The organism is Pseudomonas sp. PDM26, assembly GCF_019219185.1.
Classification (GTDB): Bacteria; Pseudomonadota; Gammaproteobacteria; order Pseudomonadales; family Pseudomonadaceae; genus Aquipseudomonas.
In genome coordinates, this window is sequence record NZ_JAHUWC010000001.1 from 150,196 (window position 1) to 175,800 (window position 25,605).

The 25,605-nt window shown below is 59.9% G+C and carries 19 protein-coding genes; 3 read left to right on the forward strand and 16 right to left on the reverse strand.

The window, feature by feature from the left end:
• Nucleotides 1-35 precede the first annotated feature (35 nt).
• Complete coding sequence (locus KW849_RS00730; RefSeq protein ID WP_057395860.1) at nt 36-899, forward strand: HlyD family secretion protein; 864 nt, start codon at nt 36-38, stop codon at nt 897-899.
• Nucleotides 900-1,021: 122 nt separating this feature from the next.
• On the opposite strand, the gene KW849_RS00735 is transcribed toward KW849_RS00730, so the two are convergent.
• The 3 genes from KW849_RS00735 to KW849_RS00745 form a co-directional block, all read right to left on the reverse strand.
• Entirely contained in the window at nt 1,022-1,411 is a 390-nt protein-coding gene (locus tag KW849_RS00735; RefSeq protein WP_218426784.1) for a DUF4440 domain-containing protein, read from the reverse strand.
• A 135-nt stretch (nt 1,412-1,546) separates the two neighbouring features.
• Nucleotides 1,547-2,371 carry an SDR family oxidoreductase gene (locus KW849_RS00740; RefSeq protein ID WP_218426786.1) on the reverse strand — a complete coding sequence of 275 codons (825 nt, stop codon included), beginning with the start codon at nt 2,369-2,371 and terminating at the stop codon, nt 1,547-1,549.
• A 34-nt stretch (nt 2,372-2,405) separates the two neighbouring features.
• Nucleotides 2,406-2,870 (reverse strand): multidrug transporter, encoded by a 465-nt coding sequence (locus tag KW849_RS00745; protein ID WP_108214937.1) that lies wholly within the window; start codon nt 2,868-2,870, stop codon nt 2,406-2,408.
• A gap of 172 nt (nt 2,871-3,042) precedes the next feature.
• Between KW849_RS00745 and KW849_RS00750 the strand changes: the two genes are divergently transcribed.
• Entirely contained in the window at nt 3,043-5,739 is a 2,697-nt protein-coding gene (locus tag KW849_RS00750; RefSeq protein ID WP_371319100.1) for an RHS repeat domain-containing protein, read from the forward strand.
• A 95-nt stretch (nt 5,740-5,834) separates the two neighbouring features.
• Here the strand turns inward: KW849_RS00750 and KW849_RS00755 are convergent, their stop codons facing one another.
• The 13 genes from KW849_RS00755 to yaaA form a co-directional block, all read right to left on the reverse strand.
• A complete protein-coding gene (locus KW849_RS00755; RefSeq protein WP_218426788.1) occupies nt 5,835-7,286 on the reverse strand; it encodes a mannose-1-phosphate guanylyltransferase/mannose-6-phosphate isomerase in 1,452 nt (483 codons plus the stop codon).
• Between the two features lie 208 nt (nt 7,287-7,494).
• On the reverse strand, nt 7,495-8,151 hold the full coding sequence (locus KW849_RS00760) for an alginate O-acetyltransferase AlgF (protein ID WP_218426791.1): 657 nt from the start codon (nt 8,149-8,151) through the stop codon (nt 7,495-7,497).
• A 14-nt stretch (nt 8,152-8,165) separates the two neighbouring features.
• The gene (locus KW849_RS00765; RefSeq protein ID WP_218426793.1) at nt 8,166-9,341 is read right to left on the reverse strand and encodes an alginate O-acetyltransferase; all 1,176 of its coding nucleotides are present in this window, start codon (nt 9,339-9,341) and stop codon (nt 8,166-8,168) included.
• 11 nt (nt 9,342-9,352) lie between these two features.
• Entirely contained in the window at nt 9,353-10,918 is a 1,566-nt protein-coding gene (locus KW849_RS00770) for an MBOAT family protein (RefSeq protein WP_218426795.1), read from the reverse strand.
• A gap of 151 nt (nt 10,919-11,069) precedes the next feature.
• Nucleotides 11,070-12,194, reverse strand: a complete 1,125-nt coding sequence (locus tag KW849_RS00775) for a mannuronate-specific alginate lyase (RefSeq protein ID WP_218426797.1) — start codon at nt 12,192-12,194, stop codon at nt 11,070-11,072.
• Between the two features lie 8 nt (nt 12,195-12,202).
• Nucleotides 12,203-13,654: an alginate O-acetyltransferase gene (locus KW849_RS00780; protein WP_218426799.1), complete on the reverse strand. Its 1,452-nt coding sequence runs from the start codon at nt 13,652-13,654 to the stop codon at nt 12,203-12,205.
• Between the two features lie 10 nt (nt 13,655-13,664).
• Entirely contained in the window at nt 13,665-15,251 is a 1,587-nt protein-coding gene (gene algG, locus KW849_RS00785) for a mannuronan 5-epimerase AlgG (protein WP_108214945.1), read from the reverse strand.
• A 26-nt stretch (nt 15,252-15,277) separates the two neighbouring features.
• A complete protein-coding gene (locus KW849_RS00790) occupies nt 15,278-16,759 on the reverse strand; it encodes an alginate export family protein (protein ID WP_108214946.1) in 1,482 nt (493 codons plus the stop codon).
• Entirely contained in the window at nt 16,756-18,135 is a 1,380-nt protein-coding gene (gene algK / locus KW849_RS00795) for an alginate biosynthesis TPR repeat lipoprotein AlgK (protein ID WP_256357038.1), read from the reverse strand. The genes KW849_RS00790 and algK overlap by 4 nt, the downstream gene beginning before the upstream one ends.
• A gap of 153 nt (nt 18,136-18,288) precedes the next feature.
• On the reverse strand, nt 18,289-19,458 hold the full coding sequence (locus tag KW849_RS00800; RefSeq protein WP_218426804.1) for an alginate biosynthesis protein Alg44: 1,170 nt from the start codon (nt 19,456-19,458) through the stop codon (nt 18,289-18,291).
• A 36-nt stretch (nt 19,459-19,494) separates the two neighbouring features.
• Entirely contained in the window at nt 19,495-20,976 is a 1,482-nt protein-coding gene (gene alg8, locus KW849_RS00805) for a mannuronan synthase (protein WP_371319101.1), read from the reverse strand.
• Between the two features lie 200 nt (nt 20,977-21,176).
• Nucleotides 21,177-22,493 (reverse strand): nucleotide sugar dehydrogenase, encoded by a 1,317-nt coding sequence (locus KW849_RS00810; RefSeq protein ID WP_046041959.1) that lies wholly within the window; start codon nt 22,491-22,493, stop codon nt 21,177-21,179.
• Nucleotides 22,494-23,319: 826 nt separating this feature from the next.
• Nucleotides 23,320-24,099 carry a peroxide stress protein YaaA gene (gene yaaA / locus KW849_RS00815; RefSeq protein ID WP_218426806.1) on the reverse strand — a complete coding sequence of 260 codons (780 nt, stop codon included), beginning with the start codon at nt 24,097-24,099 and terminating at the stop codon, nt 23,320-23,322.
• Between the two features lie 324 nt (nt 24,100-24,423).
• Between yaaA and KW849_RS00820 the strand changes: the two genes are divergently transcribed.
• Nucleotides 24,424-25,548, forward strand: coding sequence for a polysaccharide deacetylase family protein (locus tag KW849_RS00820; RefSeq protein ID WP_218426808.1), 1,125 nt, complete (start codon nt 24,424-24,426; stop codon nt 25,546-25,548).
• The last annotated feature ends 57 nt before the right edge of the window (nt 25,549-25,605 follow it).

The following is a 25,605-nucleotide window of genomic DNA, read 5'->3' on the forward strand; positions in this document are numbered from 1 at the left end:
CTATCACTGACTCTCTATCTCTGAAGAATGCCCCGATGAAAAAGTTTTTCAGCCTGCTCGCGACCCTGTTGGTGCTGGCCCTCGCGCTGTGGATCGGCCGCTCCTTGTGGGAGCACTACATGAACACGCCATGGACCCGTGACGGCCGTGTGCGCGCCGATATCATCAACGTCGCCGCCGACGTCACCGGTGAAGTGGTAGACGTGCCGGTGCGCGACAACCAACTGGTGAAGAAGGGCGATTTGCTGATGCAGATCGACCCCGAACACTACCGCCTTGCAGTCAAGCAGGCGCAAAGCCTGGTGGCATCGCGCAAGGCGACCTGGGAGATGCGCAAGGTCAACGCCCATCGTCGCGCCGATATGGACAACCTGGTGATCTCCCGGGAAAACCGCGACGATGCCAGTAATCTCGCCGACTCGGCCCTGGCGGATTACCAGCAGGCCCAGGCGCAACTGGAAGCCGCCGAACTCAACCTCAAGCGCACTGAAGTGCGCGCGGCGGTGGACGGCTACGTCACCAACCTCAACGTGCATCGCGGCGACTACGCGCGCATCGGCGAGGCGAAAATGGCCGTGGTCGACATGAACTCGTTCTGGGTCTACGGCTTCTTCGAAGAAACCAAGCTGCCCCATGTGCGCGTCGGCGATAAGGCCGACATGCAACTGATGAGCGGCGAAGTGCTCAAGGGCCACGTGGAAAGCATCTCGCGTGGCATCTACGACCGCGACAACCCGGAGAGCCGCGAGTTGATCGCCGATGTAAACCCGACCTTCAACTGGGTGCGCCTGGCGCAACGGGTGCCGGTACGCATTCACATCGATGAAGTGCCGGAGGGGGTGCTGTTGGCGGCGGGGATTACGTGTACGGTGGTGGTCAAGCAAGGTGATGGTGCTTAACCCTTGTAGGAGCGAGCTCGCTCGCGAAAAACCGGAGAGCGACGCAGGCTTACCCGAATGTCCGCGTTATCGTTGACGTCCATCGCGAGCGAGCTCGCTCCTACAGTTGATCGCCCTCGGTTTCAGCAGAAAGTTTCCTGCAAATGCCGCCAAAGAATCCTGTCATCTACCTTCTCGAACACCACCGTGGAGCGACGATCCGAATGCAGCCCGGTGGCATCGGTCTGTTGCTCACGATAACTCACGGTGGCGCCGCCATCGTACAACGCAATGCCACGCAACTCGCTGAGCTCGATGCGGAACCCGAGTTTCTTGCCACCCGCCAACGTGAACAGTTCGTTCAGCGCGTCAAAATCCAGCACCCGACCGAGCGGCGAGACCATGGAGAATTGCGGCGAAAAACGGGTCAGCAGTTGTTCGAGTTCGGACGCGTCCCGTTCTTCGGCCAGCCATTGTTCGATGGCCACGTGGGCCTGGATCACTTCGTCGAAGTATTCGGTGTAGTCGGTCATGGAAGTCATTCCTGAAATTTTGCAGTGTCTGTTCTGACGCCATCGCGAGCAGGCTCACTCCTACAGGGAAACGCATTTCAATGTAGGAGTGAGCCTGCTCGCGATGGGCCGGGGTCGCGCTCGACCGAATCGGTCTCAGAGCTGCCCACGCAACCCGAACCGCTTCATCAGCCCGGATTCGAGCAACCCCTTGGGCAACAAACTGGCCATCAGCGGTAATGCACGACTGCCATTGCCCAGGCGCACCAGTCGCGCAGGTTTGTTCTGCTGCACAGCCTTGAGCAACCCGGCGGCAAATTCATTGGCCGGAGTCGGGTTGTCCTGAGAGGCTTTGGCCCGGGCGCGAATGCCTTCACGCAGCGGGAACCATGGCGATTGCTCACTGATCAGTTGCTCGGCTTCATGGCCGGCATTCCTGGCGAAACTGGACGCGATAGCCCCCGGCTGGACTTCCATGACCCGCACGCCGAACGGCGCCAGTTCCATGCGCAAGGCATCGCTCAAGGCATGCACTGCGGCTTTCGAGGCGCAGTAGGCGCCGGCGAATGGCGTGACCAACACCCCCGAAACGCTGCCGATATTCACGACCAATCCTTTGGTCCGGCGCAGCACAGGAAACATCGCTCGAGTGACGCCGACGATGGCGAACACATTGGTTTCGAACTGGCGTTGCATGGCTGGCACACCACCATCGAGCAGCGGTCCCATGGCGCCATAACCAGCGTTGTTGATCAGCACGTCTAGACCACCGCATTCCTGGTTGATGCGGTCGCTCAACTGCTCAAGGGCAACACCGTCGTTTACGTCAAGTTGCACGGCGGTAAATCCGGCAGCGCTCAGCATGGCGACATCTTCGGCTTTGCGCGCACTGGCCCAGACTTCATAGCCGGCGCCCTTGAACGCATCGGCAAGAGCACGGCCAATGCCACTGGAACAACCGGTAATCAACGCAACGGGCATGGCGCATTCCTTGTGCAAAAAAATGGGGGAGGGATCAGTCGGAAAAACTACCCTGCAATCGCTCGGCGCGAAACTCCAGGGTTTCCGGACGGTAGCCAGGGCGCAGTGGCGGCAGCGGCAAGCAATCTTCCCAGTTGCCACCGGCCTGCAATTCGCCGGGGCCACGATAGCGTGGGGCGGTGTATTGGTTGTCGGCCAGGTTCACCGTATCGCCCGGTGCATAAGCCGCGACCCGCCAGCGCAGCTCAGTCAGCGGCACGTCATTGCCGTTGTTCAGGGTCAATTGCAGTGGCCGATCGGCGGGACATTGTTGTGGCGCGTAACTGATGCGCAACTCCAGGCGTTGTAGCTGCTTGAGTTCGCGGTGATCCATCCAGATGACCCAGGTGGCGACGATGCCCAACCCCGCGGCGGCAGCCATGGAAACGGGCAAGGCCTTGGCCGGGTAGCGCAGCAACAGGATCAGCCAGGTGATGACCAGAAGGACGCCGATGAACATGACGTAAGTCTCGGGAGTAGAGAGGGTCATCCTACCTAAGCGCAGGTGGGGTTGGCGATGGGCGGGACAAGATCATGGCTTTTAGGCCGTCCGTCTGATCTGTAATTTCTGACAGTAGGCAGGTGTCTGAGCGGCGGGTTTAGTTGAGGCCAGTGCTCCAGGAGCGGCTACTGTGCCAGCGACCCTTTCAATCCACCGCCACACGCCGACCTTGATCGCGATTGATCCTCGGGGGCTGGCGGTGCGCGCGGTCGGTTATTGGCGTGATATCGACGACGTGTCCCCCCAGGCACGGGTCAACCGTACGGTCCATGATTGGGCGGGGCGAGCGATTGCGCAGTGGGACCCGCGGTTGTTTCTGGACGCTTCGGCGCCGCCTAATCTGCAAACGATTCATGCCCTGTCCGGTGCGGTGTTGAGTACCAATAGTGTCGATGCCGGGTGGCGTGTGGCGCTGTTGGGTGAGGCGGGGCAAGCGGTTCATGCCTGGGATGGCCGGGGTTCGCAGCGCTGGCTGCGATACGACGCTCAGATGCGCCCGGAATCGGTGTTCGAACAGGCGATGGACGGCGAAGCGCTTTGCGCGGAGCGTTTGAGTTACGGCGCGAGCGGACCGACTTTTGCCGAGCGCAACCAGTGCGGCCAATTGATTCGCCATGATGACCCGGCGGGCACGCAGCGGTTTACCGAGTTCGGATTGCACGGCGCGGCATTGGAGCAGACGCGGCATTTTCTGCAAGCGTTAACGCTACCGGACTGGCCCGAGTCGATAGTGGAGCGCGAATTGCTTCTGGAACCGGGCGAGGGTGCGATCACCCGTTCGCACGTCAATGCATTGGGCGAAACAATCAATCAAACCGATGCCAAAGGCCACCGCCAGTTGTTCAGTCAGACCCTCGACGGCCAATTGTGCGCGGTCAGCCTGCAACTCAACGGCGTACCCACCCTGAAAACGCTGGTCAGCGCCATCACCTACAACGCCCATGGCCAGACCGAACGGGAAGTAGCCGGCAATGGCGTAATCACCACGCAGGAGTACGACGCGCAGGATGGCCGCCTGATCCGCCTCAACGCCCAACGCGGCACCGAAGCCTTGCAAGACCTGCGCTATGCCTACGACCCGGTGGGTAATGTGCTGAGCATCGAGGATGCCGCGTTGCCGGTTTACTACTTCGCCAACCAGCGGATCGAACCGGTCAATCGCTACTCCTACGACAGCCTGTCGCAACTGATCGAAGCCACTGGCTGGGAAGCGGGCGGCCCCAATAAAGGCCCGCAGTTTTCGACCTTTGATGACCCCGCGCCCCGCGCCAATTACCACCAGACCTATCGCTACGACGCGGGCGGCAACTTGCTGGAACTGGTCCACGAAGGCCCGCAAAGCCATGGCCATCGACTGGTCGCGGCGGCGCACGGCAACCGTTGCCTGCCGGTGCTGGAAGGCGTGGAACCGGACGAAGAGGCCTTCCATCGAGGCTTCGATGGCAACGGCAACCTGCTCAACCTGCAACCGGGGCAGCCCTTGGCATGGGACCTGCCCAACCAGTTGGGCGAAGTGCGGCCGGTGGAGCGCGATTCGGGCCTCAATGACCGCGAACGCTACGTCTACGGTGCCGATGGCATGCGCCTGCGCAAAGTCCGTGAGGCCCACACCAATGCCCGGACGCTGATCGCTGAAACCCGCTATCTGCCGAACCTGGAGCTGCGCAATTACAGTGGCACGGGCGAAGTGTTACAGGTGATCAGCGTGCAGACCGGGCGCAGCAGTGTACGGGTGTTGCACTGGGAATCGGCGCCACCGAAGGACAGCGCCAATGATCAATACCGCTACCACCTGAATGATCATCTGAGTTCCTGCACCCTGGAACTCGACGACGACGGAGCACTGATCAGCCAGGAGCGTTATCACCCGTACGGCACCACCGCGTGGTTCGCAGGGCGCGGGGAGGTTGAGGCGGGCTACCGAACGGTGCGTTATTCGGGGAAGGAGCGGGATGCGACAGGGCTTTATTACTATGGGTTCAGGTATTACGTGGCTGGATGGCAGCGATGGATTAATGCTGATCCTGCCGGAGCGATTGACGGTCTTAATTTCTATTGGATGGTCAGGAATAATCCAATGCTTTTGACTGACTCTGTCGGGCTGAGTGCGAATAAGAGATCGTTATCTGGAAAGTTAACCGACAACGCAAATTTCACAGTCAAAAAATCTACAAAAGCTTCGTCTGCAAAACAGGTGCTTGAGCAGTTGCAGTCAAGTGAACAGGCGGTTTCATTAAACGCCGTCCAGCGAGTCTCAAAGAAAGCCTTTGCCCTTAAAACCCGAAAAATTGAAGCTGATCTTTCGAATATGTCGTTATCACAACCATCATCCCGGGGTGGTAAAAAAGAACGCTCGAAAACCGAGATGGAGAGGAGCCTTGAGAGCAAGAAAACCCCCATTACTGCGGAACTCATAAACGATCCGCAGTGGTTGTCTGTGCTGGATTCAGGTATCCACAATGGTCAACCTGTCTATATTCACTACACCAGCGCTTTGGGTGCTGAAGCTATCTCTCGTGAGAAAAGTATCAATGACAGAGCTCGAGGTGAAAAACGCGCTGGTTCAAAGGGAGGCGTCTATGTCAATCCACCAGGTCAGCAGTTCAATAATGAGAATGTCGAGAGCCTGCTGTTTTTAGGTAACGAGCGTTACAAGGGCAGTGGTGACTACATGGTGATTTTTAGTACCGACCAGGTCCCGGAAGATTTAGGTTCGATTACTCAGGGTAGTCCGTTCATCGAATTGAAAATGCATAAGGAAATACAGCTGACTCCTTTCAATTTCCTATTTTTGGGGATGAATATTTTTCCTGACTATTTTAGCTGAGGTCATTTGTTCAACGGCAGTCAAAAAAGGTCCATCCAACCCACTGCGGATAGGGAACGCAGTGAGCTGGATGGGGGCCGTTTTTTGCTGAACCCTTACTGCGCGATAGTCTTCACCGCAACCCCACGCTCAATCGGCGTAGACCGCCCGTAGATATCTTCAAACCGCTCGATATCGTCTTCGCCCAGGTAGCTGCCCGATTGAACTTCGATGATCTCCAACGGGATCTTCCCCGGGTTACGCAGGCGATGCACCGAAGCGATCGGAATGTAGGTCGACTGGTTCTCGGTCAGCAGGAACACGTTCTCGTCACAGGTCACCTCAGCGGTGCCGCTGACCACGATCCAGTGTTCGGCGCGGTGGTGGTGCATCTGCAGCGACAGGCACGCGCCCGGTTTGACCGAGATGTGCTTGACCTGGAAGCGCCCGCCCATGTCCACCGAGTCGTAGGAGCCCCACGGACGGTAGACCTCGCAGTGGTTCTGGGTTTCGCTGCGGCCCTGTTCGTTGAGGGTGTTGACCATCTGTTTCACGCCTTGGACCTTGTCCTTGTGGGCGATCATCATGGCGTCCTTGGTTTCCACCACGACGATGTTTTCCAGGCCGATCACCGACACCAGTTTGCCGTTGCCGTGGATCATGCAGTTTTTGCTGTCCTGGATGACCACGTCGCCTTTGGTGACGTTACCGTTGGCGTCTTTTTTATTGACTTCCCACAGCGACGACCAGCAACCGACATCGCTCCAGCCGGCGGTCAATGGCACGACGCAGGCGCGTTGGGTTTTTTCCATCACCGAGTAGTCGATGGAATTGTCCGGGCAGCAGGCGAAGGTGGCTTCGTCGAAGGTGATGGTGTCGGCATCCTGCTGGCTGCGTTCCAGGGTCAGAAGGCAGGTGTCGTAGATGTCCGGATCGTGCTTTTTCAGCTCTTCGAGGAAGCGACTGGCGCGGAACAGGAACATGCCGCTGTTCCAGAAGTAACCGCCGGACTGGACGAACTCTGTGGCGCGCTTCACGTCGGGTTTTTCGACGAAATGCGAGACGCGGCTGACGCCTTCAGGCAGCAGCGAGTCGTTGGTCGACTTGATGTAGCCATAACCGGTTTCCGGCTTGGTGGCCGGCACGCCGAACAGCACCATTTCACCGTTTTCGGCGGCGACGGTGGCCAGGGCCAGGGCGCGTTGCAAGGCTTTCTGGTCTTCCAGCACGTGGTCGGCCGGCAATACCAGCATCAGCTCGTCGCGACCTTCACTGACCAGCATCATCGCGGTCAGGGCCACGGCCGGCGCGGTGTTGCGACCGAACGGTTCCATCAGGATGCGCTGGGATTCCAGCTTGCGGGCGGCCAGCTGCTCGTTGACGATGAAACGGTGGTCCTTGTTGCAGACCACGATTGGCGAGTCCATGCCTTCGAACACCAGGCGTTCCAGGGTTTGCTGGAACAGGGTGTGTTCGCCGGTCAGGGCCAGGAACTGCTTAGGGAATTGTTTGCGGGAAAGCGGCCAAAGACGTGAGCCACTACCACCTGACAAGATCACCGGAATCATGTTGTTACTCCTTGAATATCGATTGGTTAGAGCTACTGCGTTCTGTCGTTTCACTCTTGTTTTTGTTCCGTGTCGCAGGGGTTGCGCTGCCTGTGTAGGAGCTGCCGAAGGCTGCGATCTTTTGGCGTATTCAATGACGCCGAGAATCAAAAGATCGCAGCCTGCGGCAGCTCCTACAGAGATCGACGTTACCTCTGCGGAAAATTGATTAGCGCGTCGACACCGGGCGTTTGACCCAGACCGGCGACAGGCTGCTGCCGCTGCCGGTGACGTACAGCACCGCGGCTTCACCGCGTTCCAGGGCGACCGGTTTCACGTCGCCGACTTTGGTGGTGCCGTCATACAGCGCCAGGCTGACCTTCACCGGGTTGATTTCACGCTCGCCACGGCCTTTGGCTGCCACGTTCGGAACCACGTCGGTCTTGCCGTCGGCGGTCTTCAGGGTCAGCGCCTTGTCGCTGAGGTTTTGCACGCGTACCAGGGACTTCTGCTTGTTCTTGAACGGCGGCTCTTCGATCAGTTGTGGTGCGCCGCTGGCGTTGTTGACCAGGGTGTAATAGTGGTCGCCGGCCAGTTTGACCGGCAGGGTCTGGCTGCCGACCTTGGCGCTGTAGTCGCCGCCCGGCATGAAGCTGAAGTCACTGCTCGACAGTGGTGCGACGTCGCTCAGGCTGGTGCTGCCGACGGTGGCGCTGACTTCGGCGTTGCTGGCGTTGTAGATGCGCACGAAGGTCGAGCCTTTCGGCGCGACCGGGCCGTACAGGGCGGCGTCGCCAGCGGCGAAAGCCTGTACCGACAGCACGCTGAGGCCGGCAACCAGGGCAAAGCGTTTAGCGAGACGACGAGGAGTTGTAGTGAAAGTCATGGTGTACCTCTCTTTCAGTTTTGCGCCCGGTCGGGCGTCTCGGATTTGTTGGTGATGGCTACGTTTTGTTGGCGGGCGCCGGCTTGTTTAAGCTCTGCGACCCACTGCGGGTCGGCGTCGCCGATTTCGTTGTTCACAGGCAGATATCGTTCAGGGAACTCCCAGATCAGCACCTGTGGCGGGCTGTTCTTGAAGGCATCGCTTTTCAGGTAGCTGAGCATCGGCAGAATCGGGCCGTGGCCGTCTTCGGCGTAATTGACCACGTCGCTGTGCAGCGCTTGCTTGAGCGCACCGACGAAGTTCCAGTTGGGGTTGGCGCTGTAGCTGGTGCCGATCAGGGCCACCGGTACTTCGGTGTTGGCGAACAGCGCGTCGTCGCCGGCGGGCTGATCTTCAGCCGCGACCGTATTGCGCTTCTGCAAGGGTTCTTCCTTGGGCATCAGGTTTTCGAACAGCGGGTCCAGTGGCAGGAACAGACGCAGGTCACCCTTGTGGGTGATGGTTTCCGCAGGTTCAGTGACGAAACGCTGCGGCTCGCCGCTCAGCGGGTACTTGTCGGCAATGGTTTTGGCCAGTCGGTTGGCGGCGATCTCGGCGCCTTGCGGCGTCCAGTGGGTGTCGGTGCGCAGGAACACTTGCTGGCCATCCTGCTTGGCCTGTTGCAGCGGGCCGAGCAGGTCAGGGGCCGGAATCCGGTCGGCGGCCAGGCGCTGGTGGAAGTCCTTGTAGAGGTTGGCGTGGATGCTCGCCGGTTTCACCTCACCGAGGTGTTCCGGGTACAGGCGCACCTTGGCCGGCACCACCGCCATTACCAGTTGCACGCCTTTCTCTTTCAGGGTCTGGCGCACGCCTTCGACCAGCGCGTAGTTGCCTTGCAGGTTCAGCTCTTCGTTGACCACCGGGTGGAATTCTTCATCGCTGTACAACCACTGGTCGCGACCGAGCACCACGCCCGGACGACCTTCGTTGAACAGTTTGAAATCCAGCGCGGCCCAGAGGTTGGTGCCCAGGCGCTTGATCGGGAACTCGTCGTCGTAGTGCGTTTCCACGGCTTTGCTCCAGCGGCCGTTGAGCACCGTCGCGTCGGCGTTGGTGCTGAAACCGAAGAAGCTGCGCACCGACCACAGACCGAGCACCAGCAGGGTCACCAGGAACAGCGCGATGTAGAAGATGCGTAATGAGCGGGTCATGGTCAGATCCCTCAGAACTGGAAGTAAAGGAACGGCGAGAAGCTTTGCGCCGAGAGTTTGAGAATCGAGGCAATGAACAGCAGCAGCACCAGGGCGCGCATCACGTAGCGCGACCAGTCAGCGGTCCAGTAGGCCGGTTGCACCTGGGCTTCGACGCCGACGGTGTAGCCAGGCTGGTGGATGCTCGCCGGGTTATCCCCAGGCACGGCCTTGATCGTTCCCGGTGTCGCAGCAGCCGGGCCGTCGGCATCGACGTTCACGGCCGGCTTGGTCTTGGCCGGTGGCTGATTGGTGTAGAAATCGCGCAGGCCGAAGAACGCCAGGGTCACATAAGCCACGATCAGCGTTGCCACTTGCAGGCCGGTGAGGCTGGCCTGGTTGAGTTCCGACAGCGACCAGTCGCCGAAGCTGAACATCGCGCCGTACATGCGCCCGGCGACGTGCAGGTTTTCCGCGCGGAAGATCACCCAGCCCATCACCACCAGCAGGAAGGTCATCACCCAGCGGATCGGGTTGAAGCTGCGTGGAGAAGTATTCAGACCAATGGCTTTTTCAATCGCCAGCCACATGCCGTGCCACGCACCCCAGACGATGTAGGTGATGTTCGCGCCGTGCCACAGACCGCCGAGCAGCATGGTCAGGAACAGGTTGCGATAGGTCATCAGCGTGCCTTTGCGGTTACCGCCGAGGGTGATGTACAGGTAGTCACGCAGCCAGGTCGACAGGCTGATGTGCCAGCGCCGCCAGAACTCGGTGATCGACTGGCTGACGTAAGGCTGCTTGAAGTTTTCCATGAAGCGAAAACCCATCATCAGGCCCAGGCCGATGGCCATGTCGCTGTAACCGGAGAAGTCGAAATACAGCTGCGCTGTGTACGCCAGTGCGCCGAGCCAGGCATCGCCCGTGGTCGGGCTTTGCAGGGCGAAACAGTGGTCGGCCACCACCGCCAGGGTATCGGCGATGAAGACTTTCTTGATGAAACCCTGCATGAACCGCGTGCAGCCCTCGGAGAACTTGTCGAGGGTGTGGGTGCGGTTGTTGAACTGGTCGGCCAGGTCGCGGAAACGCAGTACAGGGCCGGCGATCAGGTGCGGGAAAATCGCCACGAACGCCGCGAAGTCGATCAGGTTGCGGGTCGCCGGGGTATCGCCACGGTAGACGTCGATGATGTAGCTGATGGACTCGAAGATGTAGAACGAGATGCCGATCGGCAACAGCACGTGGGTCAGGATGAACGGCGAAAGACCCACCGACGTCATCATCGCATTGATGCTGTCGACGCCGAAGTTGGCGTACTTGAAGTAGCCGAGGATGCACAGGTCGACGGCCACGCCGAGCAGCAGCCAGCGCTGCGCCGGTTTGGTCCTGACCCCGGCGGCACCGACTTTCAGGCCGATCCAGTAGTTCCACAGCGTGACGCCGGCGAACAGCGCGAGGAAGTCCACACGCCACCAGGCGTAGAACACGTAACTGGCAATCAGCAGCAGCAGATTGCGATAGCGTTGCCCGCTCAGGTAGTACAAGCCGAGGAAGATCGGCAAGAACAAAAACAGGAACACGTTGGATGAAAAAACCATCCCGGTCTCTCCTTGTTTGAACCAACAGTCAAGGGCCAACGGCCCCCCCAAACCCCCCACAGAAATCCGGGGGGCTAACTCACAAAACCTACTTTCGACACCGACCCTGTAGGAGCTGCCGAAGGCTGCTCCTACAGGGGGGGTGTCTGGTCTAAGAACCCTTGCTGCCCTTTTCATTGGCCGGGTCGTAGACCCTGGTCAGATCACCGCCGAGGCGGAAGTTCTTGAACGGTTGCATCTTGTGCTTCTTCTCCAGCACGTCCGGCGTACAGGTGTAGAGCGAGCAGAACGGTTCGAGCCAGGCGAATTTCATGCCCTCTTTCAGGTCGGTCATGTCCTGTTCCTTGCCGTTCTTTTCCTCGAACTCATCCGGGTCTTTCACCCCGGCGAGTACCCGGTCACCCAGGCGTTTGAGTGCGCCATTGTTTTCCTGGCGCAAGTCCACGCCATTGACCTGGGCGAAACTGGCGATCATCGCCAGCGGCGGCAGGGCGTAGTTGTGGTAAGCCAGCGCCCGTTGCTGACGCTTGAGTTCGTTGGGCAGGTAGCCGTCGGCATCGATCTGATTGGCGCCGACCTTGTATTCCTTCACCGCCCAGTCGAACAGGTCGCGGCGGTTGGTGGCGACGGACGTTGCCATCACCGACCAGGCGGCCCAGTACGAGTGGTTGTTGGTCTGATCAAGCGGCAGGTTGTCCCAGTCGCTGACCACCTGGTCGGCCATCTTGCTGAACCAGGCTTCGATCAACTGGGCTTCCTGTTGATGGGTGGCCAGCGGGTGGGAGTCGGAAAACTTCAGGCGGATATATGCCGAAGCCATACTGCCCAACGCCCATTTGCGCATCGACTTGCCGGTGTGGTTGAAGTCCCTGGACATCAATGCATCCGCCCGAGCCCAAGTAGCAAGCCAGCTCAACGTGCATTCCAGCTGTTCCGGACGGCCGTCACGCATGAACTGCATCACGCGCTTGCTGGTGCTGCGCTCGATCTTGGTGATGTCGGCGGTGCTCTCGCGAAAGGCTTTTTCCGACTGCACGTTCAGGGTCGCGCGTGCCTTGTCCGAACCTTCGTACTTGCTGCGAAATTGCAACGAGCCGGTGTACGGCGTCGGCATTGCATCGCAGCCTTCGCTCTTGTCGCCCGTCTTGAATTTATCCACAGGCGCAAAATAGCCCTGGGGTGGACGCAGTGGCGCAGCCGCTTGCGTGGCCCCGGCGAACATCGCCAGGCTCAAGAGCGTCGGTGCCAACAGTGTTGAAAATTTCGGATTGCGCATGGCAGACCTCATTGCCCGACCGAAGCAGTACGCTGCTCGGCGCCCGGGAAAACGTTGCGTTTGCAAATTTTCGCTTCGACTTTCTGTGGCGCGGCACCGGCTTGTTCCGGGCCCTGGACTTCGACGGCCAGCAGGTTCTGCGAGGCCCAGTCTTCGTCCGTGCGCAACTCGAAGGCGAAACGCCCGTCAGTTTCGGAGGTTTCCGGTTTGTCGATCTTGATGTCCTCGTGGCGACCGTTCATGTACCAGAGGGTGGCTTGCAGGGTTTTCACCGAAGTGTCGGCGAAGCGGATGTCGACCTGGTGGCTACCGTTGCGCAGGTCCAGGTTCTTGCTGTTGACCATCAATTCGTTTTTGCCCGGCTTGAGCGTGGCGCTGCCGGACATCTGCGCATCCTTGCCTTCGCAACCGTTGTCCAGCAGCGCCATCATCTGGCGGTAGATGGTTTCCTGGTCGAGGCGGTACAGCGGCGAGAATTCCCAGATGAGAATCTTCGGCGGGTTCTTCTGGAACTCGTCGCTGCCCAGGTACTGCAGCATCGAACCTTCCAGGCCGCCGCCGGGGAACGCTACGTTGAGGATGTCGGCGCCGATGGCCTCTTCGAGGAAGCCGGCGAAGTTGTAGTTCTTGCCACTGTGGGAGGTACCCACGAGGGTGATTTGCGGGTTACCGGACTCGCCGAACAAGTCGCCATCGCCCGCTTCGCCCTTCGGCTCGGTGGTGAACTGATCCATGTACTGGATTGCGTAGCTGGTGCCACAGAGTTGGCCGGCCATGTTGTGCAAGGTGCCGGTCTTGCCCATGCGACCTGACTTTTTGGTCTCGAATTCGCGCTTGGGAATGTCGGCGAATTCAGGCAATTGCTTGACCTTCTCGGCGACGATTTTCGCCGTGCGCTGGGCACCGTACGGGGTCCAGTGCTGGTCGCCGCGGAAGTAGAAATCGTGGGCGGGCAGGGTGTCGGGCAACGACTCGTTGGTCAGCGGCGACAGGTCCGGAACGACGTAGCCCATCTGCGCAAAACGACCGAGCATGGACTTGTAGTTTCTCAGTGCCTTGTCGAAGTCGTAGCTGGCTTTCTCCGCCGGGTTGAGCTTGTTGCGATTCACCAGGCCACGGGTCGGCTGGTACACGACAACCAGCTCCACGCCTTTGCTCTTGAACGCATCGTGCAGTTGCTTCATGCGTTTGTAGCCGGCGGGCGTGGTGTCGAATTCGGTGCGCAAGTCTTCTTGAGTACGGAACAACCAGTCACCCTGGGCCTGTACCAGCGTGGTGAAGTTCTGCTGGTAACGGGTGGTGTAGTTCTTCGGATCGTGAGCAGCCGGGCACAGGCTGCAGCACGGTTCGGCAGAGAATTTTGGTGGGGCAACTTCATCGGCACGCGCGCCACCGCTGGCCGCGAGAATGCCGGCGGTCAGGGCCGACAGGCTGAGTAATTTGATCAGGTGTGGGTGCATAAGATTATCCTCAGTCCCGCATTTCGGTCTGGCGTTCGACGGGGTCGATCAGCACGGCTTTCTGCTGGCGCACCAGCAGGTCGAGAATTTCATCCTGGCGCTCGCCAAGGATGCCGGTGAAGCTGATGCCGCTGGATTTGGTCGGCGCGAGCATCGACACGCGATACAGCTCGACACTCAGTGGCGAGTCGATGGACAGCGGGCCACTGCCGTTGGCCGCCAGCTCACCGCCGACCACGATCAGCGACACCTGGGCGTCGAACGGGTCGAGCTTGATGTCACGGTCGGTGTTGCTCAGGTCCTTGATGTGCCCGTAGACGCCGGTCAGGCCGTTGGCCATGGCGACGTTTTCGTAGAGGCGAATGTTCACGCTGTTACGAATGCGGATGCCGTGGCGCTTGTTGCTCAACACGCGGTTGCCCCACAGCAGGTTGTCAGCACTCTCGTAGAGGGTGATGCCGTCGGTGTGGTTCTGGTAGATCTCGTTGTGGGCAATCAGGTTGTTGACGCTGTTACGGTCGATCACCAGCCCCGAGAGGTGGTTGTCGTAGCTGCGGTTGTTGAAGATGAAGCTGTCGTTGACCTCACGGGAAATAATGATCCCGTGCTTCTTCTTCGTTCCATACACCGTGTTGTCGGCAATGATCAGGCCGTGGGAACGGTCGTGCGGGTCGATGCCGTAGACGATGTTGTCTTTGTAGGTGTTGCCCTTGACCACGAAGTCGCGGGTTTCATAGCAGTAGAAGCCGTACCACATGTCCGAGAATTCGGAGCCGACGATCCAGCCGGTCGGCTCAGGGCGCTTGAGCACCTTGGCCATGTTTGGCGTGTACTGGGAAATACTCACGCCATAGGACTTACTGTTGGCGTAGCCGAAGCTGGCGATCTTGCTGTTGGCGATGTAGGTCTCGGTACCGCCCCAGGCCAGCAGGAACGGACGGAATTCCTTGGGCGAAGTGAACGTCGCCGGGCCGTTGTCTTTCTCGCGCCAGCCAGTGATTTTGGTATCGCGAACGAACAGCTGGCCGTCGTTGACCAGGAACGTACCGGCCTCCTGGGACAGGCGCAGTTCCTGGGTCTGCTTGTCGATTTCCAGGATGCCGTGGCGACCGACCACGATCGGCAACCGCGAGAGGAACACACCCGGCGAGGTTTCGCTGAAGTACTGCTTGGGCAGCTTCTTCGCCAGGTCCTTGAGGTTCATGTAGCCGTCGTCGACGAAGATCGCCTGGGGGATGCCGTGCTGACGCACCACCCACTCGGCCATCTTGTTGTCACCACCGATGAAGTCCTTCAGGGCGTCTTCCTGCATCATCCGGCGCACGCTGATCTTGCCGGCCTTGCTGCGCACGATTTTCGCGGCGATAGCCTCAGCGGTGTAGCCGGAAACGTCCGGCAGTTTCGGCTTGGCCAGTTCCAGCGGCGCGGTCGGTGCGCTGCTGACGGTGTAGGTCTTGGCCTGTTGCAGTCCCTTGGCGACGGTGGCCGGCTTGCCTTGTTGAGGCACCGCCGGCTCCACATTGGCGAAGGCAGCCGCGCTGGCCAGCAGCATTGCGCCGGCCAGCAAGGTCAAGGAACCTTTCTTGGCACTGTTCATGTCGGGCACTCCCTTCGCGGTTCGCATCAGAAGCGCCAGATCACATCGACGAACGCACGGTGCATGTACGAATCGACTTCCTTGCCGTACGCATCGCCCGGCTTGAACACGCCGCCACGGAAGCGCACCAGGGCCGAAGGCTCATCGATCGCCTGACTCATCGACGCGGGCAACAAGCCTTGCTTGAAGTACTTGGTGACCACCAGGTCCATTTCCTGACCGAGGTCTTTCTCGCCATCGTTCAGCGGCAGCGAAGTGCTGGAGAGGATCGCGCCGGTGACGTCGTCGGTGTTGTTCTGGACGGCGTTGATGCCATTGCTGCCGACCGGCTTGTTGCCGTCGACGCGCCAGAACTTGTGGTAGATCAGGCTGGCGTCGTATTCGTCGTTGAGCATCCACGAACCGAACAGGGTGGCGCTCTGCATGTTGTTCATTTCGCCACGGAAGGCCTCGCCGAAACGGTGTACCCGCGAGCGGGTGCCGGTGTAGTTCGAGCGGTTGCTTTCCAGTCCGTTCTGTTCGTACTCCGCGCTGGCGCGGGCATAGGCGGCACCGACTTGCCATTGCGGATCGAGGCGCAAACGCACGCCGAGATCGGTAGCCCAGCCATTGAGGTTTTCACCTCGCTTGGCTTCAGCCGGCGGCGTGCCATCGGCGTTCAGCGGGTTGACCTTGTCGATGTCGCCGCTCATGCCGGTGATGCTGCCCCAGTAATTGACGGTGTTGGTATTGCGCCAGTTGTAGGCGTCGCTGTCGGCGGTCAGGCCGAGCCAGCTGATGTCGCCGTTCTGTTTCTTGTCCAGCGAATCTGTCGGCACACCTGGCTCCGGGAAGTCGAGCTTGCCATTGTCATGGGTGTGATGACCGCGAATGCCGACCCAGTTGCCGGGTGTCCACTGGTATGCGGCATCGGCGTAGGCGTGCAGGCGATCCTTGTCTTGCGGCGACAACTCCTTGAGGTCGGTGCGGTACTCGCTGAAGCGTTCGGCGATACCGACGTTGGCGCGTAACAAGGTGGTGTCGAAGGTCCAGTTCAGGGCTTCGATGTTGGTGTCGCGCCATTGACCGTCGTCGTTGCGCAGGCGTTGGCGACCGAGTTTCAGGATCTCGCCGGGGTAGGGCGTGAAGCCGCTGTAGCCGACCCAGAATTCGCGCATGGCCAGGTAGTTTTTCTTGGTCTCGCGATCACCGTTGTCGGTGTTCTCGGCGCCATCGGATTGTTGCAGGGTGTCGGTCTCGATGATGTCGGTGGACGTCACCGCCTGACCCATGGCGTAGGCGCTCCACGCGCCGCTTTCGCCGTAGACCCACGGACGCAGGTCCAGGCCGACGCCGTTGACGTCGCCGCCGGGAGCGGTGCCGAGGTCGCGGTCGTCTTCGGACTGGCCGGTGATTTTCACGTCCAGGCCAAAGTTCTTGGTTTCAGTCATCGCAGCGAGCGTCGGGCAAGACCAGATCAGCGCGAATGTCAGGCCGATGCCGGCCTTCATGAATGGATTCAACTTCATTGGGATTCCTCGCTGACTTCTTCTTGCAGGGTGTGCAGTTCCGGCGTGTTCGGGCTCAGGGCACCGCGCACGGCCTGTTCTTGTTTCAACAGGCGTTGGGCTTCGGCCAACCGGTCGGGCGGCAATTGCGTTTGGATTGTTTGCGCAAGCTCGGTGGCTTGCGGGGTGTTCTGGGCCAGGGCCAATTGGCTGAAGACGTAGGCGTTCAGCGGATCAGGCTTGGTGCCCTTGCCTTGGGAAAACAATTGGGCGATGGCGAAGTCGGCGCTGTTCTGGCCGTTGCGCGCAGCGGTCAACAGATGGTCGAGGGCCTTCTGTGGATAGACCTTGCCCAGGTAGCCACGGCGATAGATCTGGCCGAGGTAGTAATCGGCAGCGACTTCGCGGCCGACGGCTTTCTGGAAATGCTCTTCGGCGACCTTGGCGTCGGCCGGCACCAGTTTGCCTTCGAAGTAGAGCTTGCCCAGCAACAGTTCGGCGCGGGGCTGGTCGGCGGCGCGGCCGTTGTCCAGGTACTTCATCATCTGGTCGACGTCGCCGAGTTCCGGGAAGTCGTAGAGCAGTTGCGCGAGGCTGACCCACGACGCCGGGTAGCCCGGTGCGATCGGTTCGAGCAGTGACTGTGCGGTTTTCTCGTCGGTCTTGCCCAGGGACGCATCGGCGAGCACGCGGGCGACACTGTCGACGCGCTGCGCCGAAACGGTGCCTTGGGCGTGCGCCGCTTGCATCTGCTTGATCAGCTCGGCCTGTTGCTCTGGCTTGGCCTGTTTCTGATAGACCGTGGCCAGCTCGACGTAGCAGATGTCGCTGGTGTTGAGTGCGGCCTTGCAGATTTTTTCCACGTCATCCAGATGCTGGTCGTAGGTGCCCTGGGTGCGATAGAGCAGCACCTGCGCCAGACCTGCTTCCGGTTTGTTCTCGGCACGCCATTGGCTGATCTGCTGTTGCGCATTCACGTTGGGGAAGCTGTGCGGGTATTGCAGGTACAGCATCGCCAGCGGGATCAGCGTGTTGCCTTCGCCTGCGGCGGCGGCTTTTTTCAGCAGGGTTTCAGCTTCGTGTTGTTCCGCTTCGGTGGAACCGGGCTTGGCCACCAGCAAGCGACCGAGGCGTGCCTGGGCGCGCGGCGAAACGCTGGCTGCAGCGCGGTAAGTCGCCTCGGCCTGTTTCATCTGCGCCGGGTCACGGCTGTCGACCTGGATGTCGGCCAGGCCGACCTGCGCTTCGCTGTAGCCCAGGTCTGCCAGTTGCCGGTAGTTCTGCGCGGCGGTGGCGGTATCGCCACGTTTGAGCGCTTCGTTGGCCAGGCGCTGGTCGGGCAGGCCGGCGCAACCGGCCAGGCTCACCGCCAATGCCACTGCACACAGTGTTCCCATGTAGGAGTGAGCCTGCTCGCGATGCAGGCAACTCGGTACATCAGACAGACCGCGTCGGTCGAGCGCGACCCCGGCCCATCGCGAGCAGGCTCGCTCCCACAGGGATTGCGGTGTGTTCGAGATTTTTGTGATGGTCACAAGCATGTCCTCGACTTAAAGACCGACAGCCATGGCTTTGTCGATCAGCCAGTTCAGGTTCGGGCCACGGTCGCTGTTGACTTCCACCGGGCGGCCGGCGAGGGAGCTGTCCAGGGTTTCGTCCGGCTGGATCAGCACGCGGATGTCCGAAGACAGATCGGCGCTTTTCAGGCTGGTGCTGCTGACGATCTTGCCGGTGCGGCTCTTGTCCTCGCCAGCGATCTGGAAGCGCACCGAAGTACCCGGGCGCACGTCGCCGAACTGGCGATAGGAGAAGCGCGCTTCAACGTTGGCTTCGCCGCCCCGCGGGACCAGTTGGAAGATCACGTCGCCCTTGCTGGCGTACTGACCGTTGGCAACCATTTGCTGGGCCACGGTGCAGTCGCACGGCGAGGTCAGGGTGCCGGTCATCTGCTTGCCGAACAGTTCTGCAACCTTGGCCGGGGCCAGTTGGTCTTCGTCCAGATGGCCCTTGAGCACGTCGAGCATGCTGGTGCTGAAGGTCGCCAGCGGTGCGCCCTTGGCGGCCACGCCGTCGGCTTTCACCAGGCTCTGCACGGTACCGTCGCGAGGCATGGTGATGTTCACGCCCGGCACGCTGACCAGACCGGCCTGGGCGTGGCTGACGAAGTACATGCCGTACACCGATTTGAAAACAAAGCCGAATGCTGTCAGGCCGACAACGAAGACCCCCAGGCTGAAGGTCACGGCTTTCAGGCGGCCGAACGCGGTCATGCCGTGGCCGCCGTCCTTCATCTTGCGAGCCTTGGTGAAGTTGTCGCGCTGCAGGGTCGCCAGCATTTCACCCACGCTGACGATGTCGCCAGCCAGGTGCGAAGTGATCAGGTGGCGCAGGGTCGAGATGTCCCGTGGTTCCAGGTTCTGGAACTGGCAGCCGGCGCGTCCGGTCTCGCGATCGAAGGAGCGGACCTGCAATTCGACGTCAATGGCCAGGCCGAGGTTGTCGATGAGGAATTGCAGGCGGGCCTTGTACACGTCACCGATCTTCAGCGGCAATTGACCGGCGTTGAACGCCAGGCCACCGGCGGACAGGTCGATCACCCGGGCTTCGACCGGTGTCCGGTCGGGGCCGAAGAAACGCAGCTTGGCCGGGATTTTCACGCGGGCGTGTTGGCGCTGGGCTTCGGATTCATGCACTACGTTGGCGTTGACGGCGGTATTCATAGGGGGCGTTTTCCTAGTTAATTCAGGCGAGTTCGGTCAGACCATCAACAGCAGCACGGCGACAAAAATGCTGCCGGCAGAGAAGGTCATGGTCCGAGACGACCAGGTGTTGAACCAACGTTGAAAGCTGGCGAGATCACGGGTCAGAGAAGTGGGCTGGCGAGTCCAGGACTGTTTATCGAGGCGGAAGAACACGTAGATCTTCACCAGCGCGCCGACGATCTGGTTGTAATAGAGAATCGCCGGGTAGGCCGGGCCGATCCGGTGTCCGGAGCACGACAGCAACAAGGTCAGGATGAACCGGGTGATGCCGATCCACAGCAGGTACACCAGGATGAACGCGGTGCCATACTTGAAGCTGGCGATCAACGCCACGGTCAGGCCCAGCAGCGAGGTCCACATCGACACGCGCTGGTCGAACAGCACCACCGAAGTGAACACGCCGAGGCGTTTGATCCCCAGGCCCAGGGCACGGGAGTTCTGGCGCAGGTTGTTGCCGTACCAGCGGAACATCAGTTTGCGGCTGGCCTTGATGAAGCTCTTTTCCGGCGGGTGTTCAACGGTGTTGATCGCCGCGTCGGGCACGTAGAACGTGTCGTAGCCCAGGCGCATCAGGCTGAACCAGCTCGACTTGTCATCGCCGGTAAGGAACTTGAAGCGACCCAGGCGCCAGTGTTGCAGCGAGTCGCTTTCCACGTCGGCGATGAACTCCGGGTTGGTGACCACGGTGGCGCGGAACACCGACATGCGGCCAGTCATGGTCAGCACGCGCTTGGACAAGGCCATGGAGCACATGTTGATGTGGCGCTGGGCGAAACGCAGCTTGTGCCATTCGCTCATGATGTAGCCGCCGCGCACCTCGCAGAATTCGTTGGTGGTCAGGCCACCGACGTTGCCGAACATCTGGAACCACGGCACGGTCTTGAGCACCACGCCTTCGGCCAGCACGGTGTCGCCATCGATCACCGCGACCACGGCGCGATCATCCGGCAGGTGCCGGGAGATGGCGCGGAAGCCGTAGGCCAGGCCATCGCGTTTGCCGGTGCCGGGAATGCGTACGAAGTCGAGCTTGACCCGGGACGGCGGATTCATCCGGCTCCACAGGCTTTTCACCAGCAGCTCGTCGGACATTTCCACGATGGAGCAGACCACGGTGGTCGGCAGGCCGCAGTCGATGGCTTCGCGGATTACCGAGCTGTAGACCTGCGCAGTGGTCAGGGCGTCGATACGGAAACTGGTGACCATCAGGAACACATGGGACGGGTCAGCCGCTTTACCCAGCTTGCGCACTTTGCGCCGCAGGTACGGGTAGACGATGTACAGAAAGATCATGCCGCGCACAAAGTGCGTGGCACCCATCGAGTAGCGCCAGATACCCACGGCGCCAATCAGGAAAATGAAGTCCTTCGACTCGGAGTCGAACGTGGACACGGGCAGCGCCATGGCGAGGCCCATCAGTAAACTCAGGTAGAACAGCCAACCGGCGGCCTGGAGTAGGCCGTGTTTTAGCCTGTGCATAATCTGCATCCGTCTCGATCTCGGGCGAGCCTTTGGGGTGGCCCGATGGGGTTAAGGCAGGCCTGTGAAAACTGGCGGCACCCGCTCTGGATGACGCCAGAATCCCTGTAGGAGCTGGCGAAGCCTGCGATCTTTTGATCTTCAGCAATCACGCCGGCGCCAAAAGATCGCAGCCTGCGGCAGCTCCTACAGATACCGCGTTACCAGCAGATGCCTTCGGCCCGGCTATTGGTGCTGGTGGCCTTGGACATGAAACCAACCAGGTCGATCACCTGCTTGCCGTGTGGAACGTCCTGCACCAGGGCGCGGAATTTCTCGTCACGGTTGCCGAGGATGATCACGTCGGAGTTGTTGATCACCGCGTCGAAATCGGAGTTCAGCAAGGACGAGACGTGAGGGATCTTCGACTCGATGTAGTCCTTGTTCGCGCCGTGAACGCGGGCGTACTCGACGTTGCTGTCGTAGATGCTCAGGTCATAGCCCTTGCCGATCAGCATTTCCGCCAGGTCGACCAGTGGGCTTTCACGCAGGTCGTCGGTACCGGCCTTGAAGCTCAGGCCCAGCAGAGCGACTTTGCGTTTGTCGTGGCTGGAAACGATGTCGAAAGCGTTCTGCACCTGGGATTCGTTGCTGCGCATCAGCGAGTTGAGCAACGGCGCTTCCACGTCCAGGGAACCGGCGCGGTAGGTCAGTGCACGCACGTCTTTGGGCAGGCACGAACCGCCGAAGGCGAAGCCTGGGCGCATGTAGTACTGGGACAGGTTGAGGGTCTTGTCCTGGCAGACCACGTCCATCACTTCGCGACCGTCGACGCCGACCGCCTTGGCGATGTTGCCGATCTCGTTGGCGAAGGTGACCTTGGTGGCGTGCCACACGTTGCAGGTGTACTTGATCATCTCGGCGACGGCGATGTCCTTGCGGATGATCGGTGCGTCGAGCTCTTCGTACAGCGATTGCAGAACGTCACCGGACGCTTTGTCGAATTCGCCGATGACGGTCATTGGCGGCTGGTCGTAGTCGGCGATCGCGGTGCTTTCGCGCAGGAACTCAGGGTTCACGGCCACACCGAAGTCAACGCCGGCCTTCTTGCCGGAGCAGTCTTCGAGAATCGGGATGACCACGTTGGCCACGGTGCCCGGCAGCACGGTGCTGCGCACGACGATGGTGTGGCGGGTGGTCTTGTCACGCAGGACAAAACCGATTTCGCGGCACACGGCCTCGATGTAGTTCAGTTCCAGATCGCCGTTCTTCTTGCTCGGCGTGCCCACGCAGATCATCGACAGGTCGGTGTCGCGAATCGCCTCGGCGAAGTTGGTGGTGCCACGCAGACGCCCCGTCTGGATGCCCTGTGCCAGAAGTTCGCCCAGGCCTGGTTCAACGATCGGCGATTTGCCGGCATTGATCATATCGATCTTGTCTTTGGCCACATCGACGCCAACGACGTCATGGCCCCGTGCAGACAGGCAACCGGCACAGACTGCGCCGACGTAACCCAAACCAAAAATGCTGATGCGCATCGCAATTACCTCTCTGTTATCAAGCCTGTATACATCAAGCCATTAGATGGCCGGAGTTAATGGTGTTCAGCGTGTTTTAGTGCACTCGCAAGTGTGCCTTACAGGCACAACGATGCCCTGTGCTGGCATATAAGTTACGAGTGTCTAAATAAATGCACTCAAGGTGTGCGCAACTAGGCCTTGTTGTTATGATTTGCCCTGTTATGTAGCCGATCCTCCTTTCAGAAGGATGCAGGTGCAACGGCCTTGCACGCTTGATGTCAGGCCGAAAGCCCGTGGATCAAGCGGTTGGGTGCTCGGGTGAGCACGTTTATAGGGGCGCTGCCGTGGCCTTGTAGGGGATAGTCATACCGCGTTATCTCCTGTCCGATTGCTGTTGTCCAAATCAGTGATTATTCAGCGCAAGTTAGTGTTTCAACTTCGCTACATGAATCGCTTATCTGCGTAAGTTATCTCGTACACGTTCGGAGAGAATCGTTACCGGTGGTATGAGCGGCGCGTTTGGACATAGTTCCAGTCCGCTCATCGTGAAATCTGAAATTTCTTGAAATACTGAGAGAGATGGCACTGCTCTCAAATTGATAGCACTTGCCGTTTCGCCCTTTATATATAGGCGGATCATTGGGTGGGATATTTTTTTGCCACTACTGTTAAAAAAAGTCAGTGCCACTACGCAAAAAAATGTTCGAAGTCGAGTGAAACTAAAGTTAAAAAATCGGCCGATGTTTTCTTGGCGCCATAAAAATGGCGAAATGACGGGGAAGGTTGAAGTGAATCAAGGGTCAGCGCACGAGAGGATGTGGAGGTCGTGCGCCGACTGGATGCATCACTCTGGTGCGTGATCGCGCAGAAACACTAGATTGTCCGGTTTGGATTGTTCGGCGCTGTAGCGATAGCCTTGAACGTCGAACTGCTTGAGGGTGGCCGGGTCATTGATGCGTTCATCGATGACGAAGCGACTCATCAAGCCGCGGGCCTTTTTCGCGTAGAAGCTGATGATCTTGTACTGGCCGTTCTTCAGATCCTTGAATTCGGTATTGACGATGCGCGCGTTCAAGGCGTTGCGCTTGACCGCCGAGAAGTACTCGTTGGACGCCAGGTTGAGCAGCACGTCATCGCCTTGATCGACCAGGGCTTCGTTCAGCCATTCGCTGATGCGTGTGCCCCAGAAGGCATACAGATCCTTGCCCCGGGCGTTGGCCAGCTTGGTGCCCATTTCCAGGCGGTAGGGTTGCATCAGATCCAGCGGGCGCAGCAGGCCGTAGAGGCCCGAGAGCATGCGCAGGTGTTTTTGGGCGTAATCGAAATCGGCTTCGCTGAGGGTTTGCGCATTCATGCCGGTGTACACATCGCCCTTGAAGGCCAGCAGCGCCTGCTTGGCGTTTTCCGGGGTGAACGCGGGCGTCCAGCTGCCGAATCGCGCGGCGTTGAGCCCGCCGATCTTGTCGGAAACGTGCATCAACTCGCTGATCTGCGCCGGGGACAGCTCACGCAATTGCAGGATCAACTCCTGAGAGTGGTCGAGGTACTGCGGCTGGGTGAAGCGCTGGGTCGCCGGCGGTGTTTCATAGTCGAGGGTCTTGGCGGGTGAAATCACCATCAGCATGAAGTCGTCTCCTTTAATCGTGGCGGCGATTCTAGGGGGTTGTCCTCGTTGACTCCAGCTATGGCGTCCATAGGTGATGGCCGATGGAGCACGGATTTTGCCTGGATGGGCTTCTGTGGCGAGGGAGCTTGCTCCCGCTCGAGCGCGAAGCGGTCGCAAAACCGGTAGTCGGGGTCTGGCTGAAGGAATGTGATGACAGGTTTAGGTCTGCTTCGCAGCCCAGCGGGAGCAAGCTCCCTCGCCACAGAAAGCATTCATGCCTCAGGAGGAGTGGGTGCCTTATCAGCTATAGTGCCGCGCGGGTTTTGTTATGGAGACATCCCATTGCGCATCGCTTTTCTCATCTCGATCTGCCTACTGAGCTTCGGCGCCCTCGCGGCACCGGGCGATGTGGCGACGCTCGATCGCAGCACCTGGCCAGAAAAACTCGGCAACCCGACACTGTTCGACGTGGCGTCGAGGGCCGAGATCCTCATGTTTTCCAGTGTGCTGTTGGCTAGCGAGTCGCTGGATGAACCCGCCCTGGCCCAACGCCTGGGCCTGCGCACGATCAATCTGGAATCGGTTAACCGGGTTCGCCAGCGTCTGTGGCAACGGCTGCTGGTTAACTACAACTTCGCCCAACAGAGCTGCGACCAGGATGCCTCCTTCTGTTTTCTGGTCGAAGACATGCCGACCCTGCACGAACAGGCCGCCAGGTTCCAGGTCAGCGCAGACAGTTACTACATCAAGTGGGCCGAGCCGAGCCGTGTGTTTCACACCCAATACCTGGACGAGCAGTTGCGCAAGGCCGCGCTGTTCCCGCAAACCAGCAGCGAAGTCGATCGTTTTGGCGACTATGAGCGCACCGGCGACGAGATGCATGACCGGCTGTTTCTGCTGACTTTCGACAGCGCTGCCAATGCCGCCCCGGACAATACCGCCTGGGTCACCGAGTACCTGCGCAAATCGAACATGAGCGGGACATTCTTCGTCCTCGGCAAGGACATCCAGGGCCGTTTGGCCGAGCATTCGGTAAGCAACCTGCAAGCGACCTACTCGACCCAGTGCATTGGCGTACAAGGCTGGGAGTTCCGTTCCCACAGCCACTGGCAGGACTGGCAGGACTCGGTGCGCCGCAGCGCCGAACTGGTCAAGAGCAAGCTGCCGGAGAACTACGTGCCACTGTTCCGTCCACCGGATGGCCAGCGCCGTTCCGATGCCGAAGGCTTCTTCAAGGCTCAGGGGGTGCAGGTCGCGCTGTGGGACATCGACGCCCAGGACGGCGCCGGCAAACTCAAGGGCAACCCGAGTGCGCAACGGGTGCTGACCCTGATGCTGCTGTGGCGGCACGGGGTGATCAATTTCAATGTGAAGCAGGATGGGGTGAAAACGGCGTTGCCGTGGCTGGTAACACAAACGGCGCCTGTCGGAATCGGCTGGGAAGATTGCCAGGATGCGTTTCGCTGAAAACGACAAAACCCCGTAAACATCGGGTTTTTGGCGATTTTGGAAGGGGATTCGTTG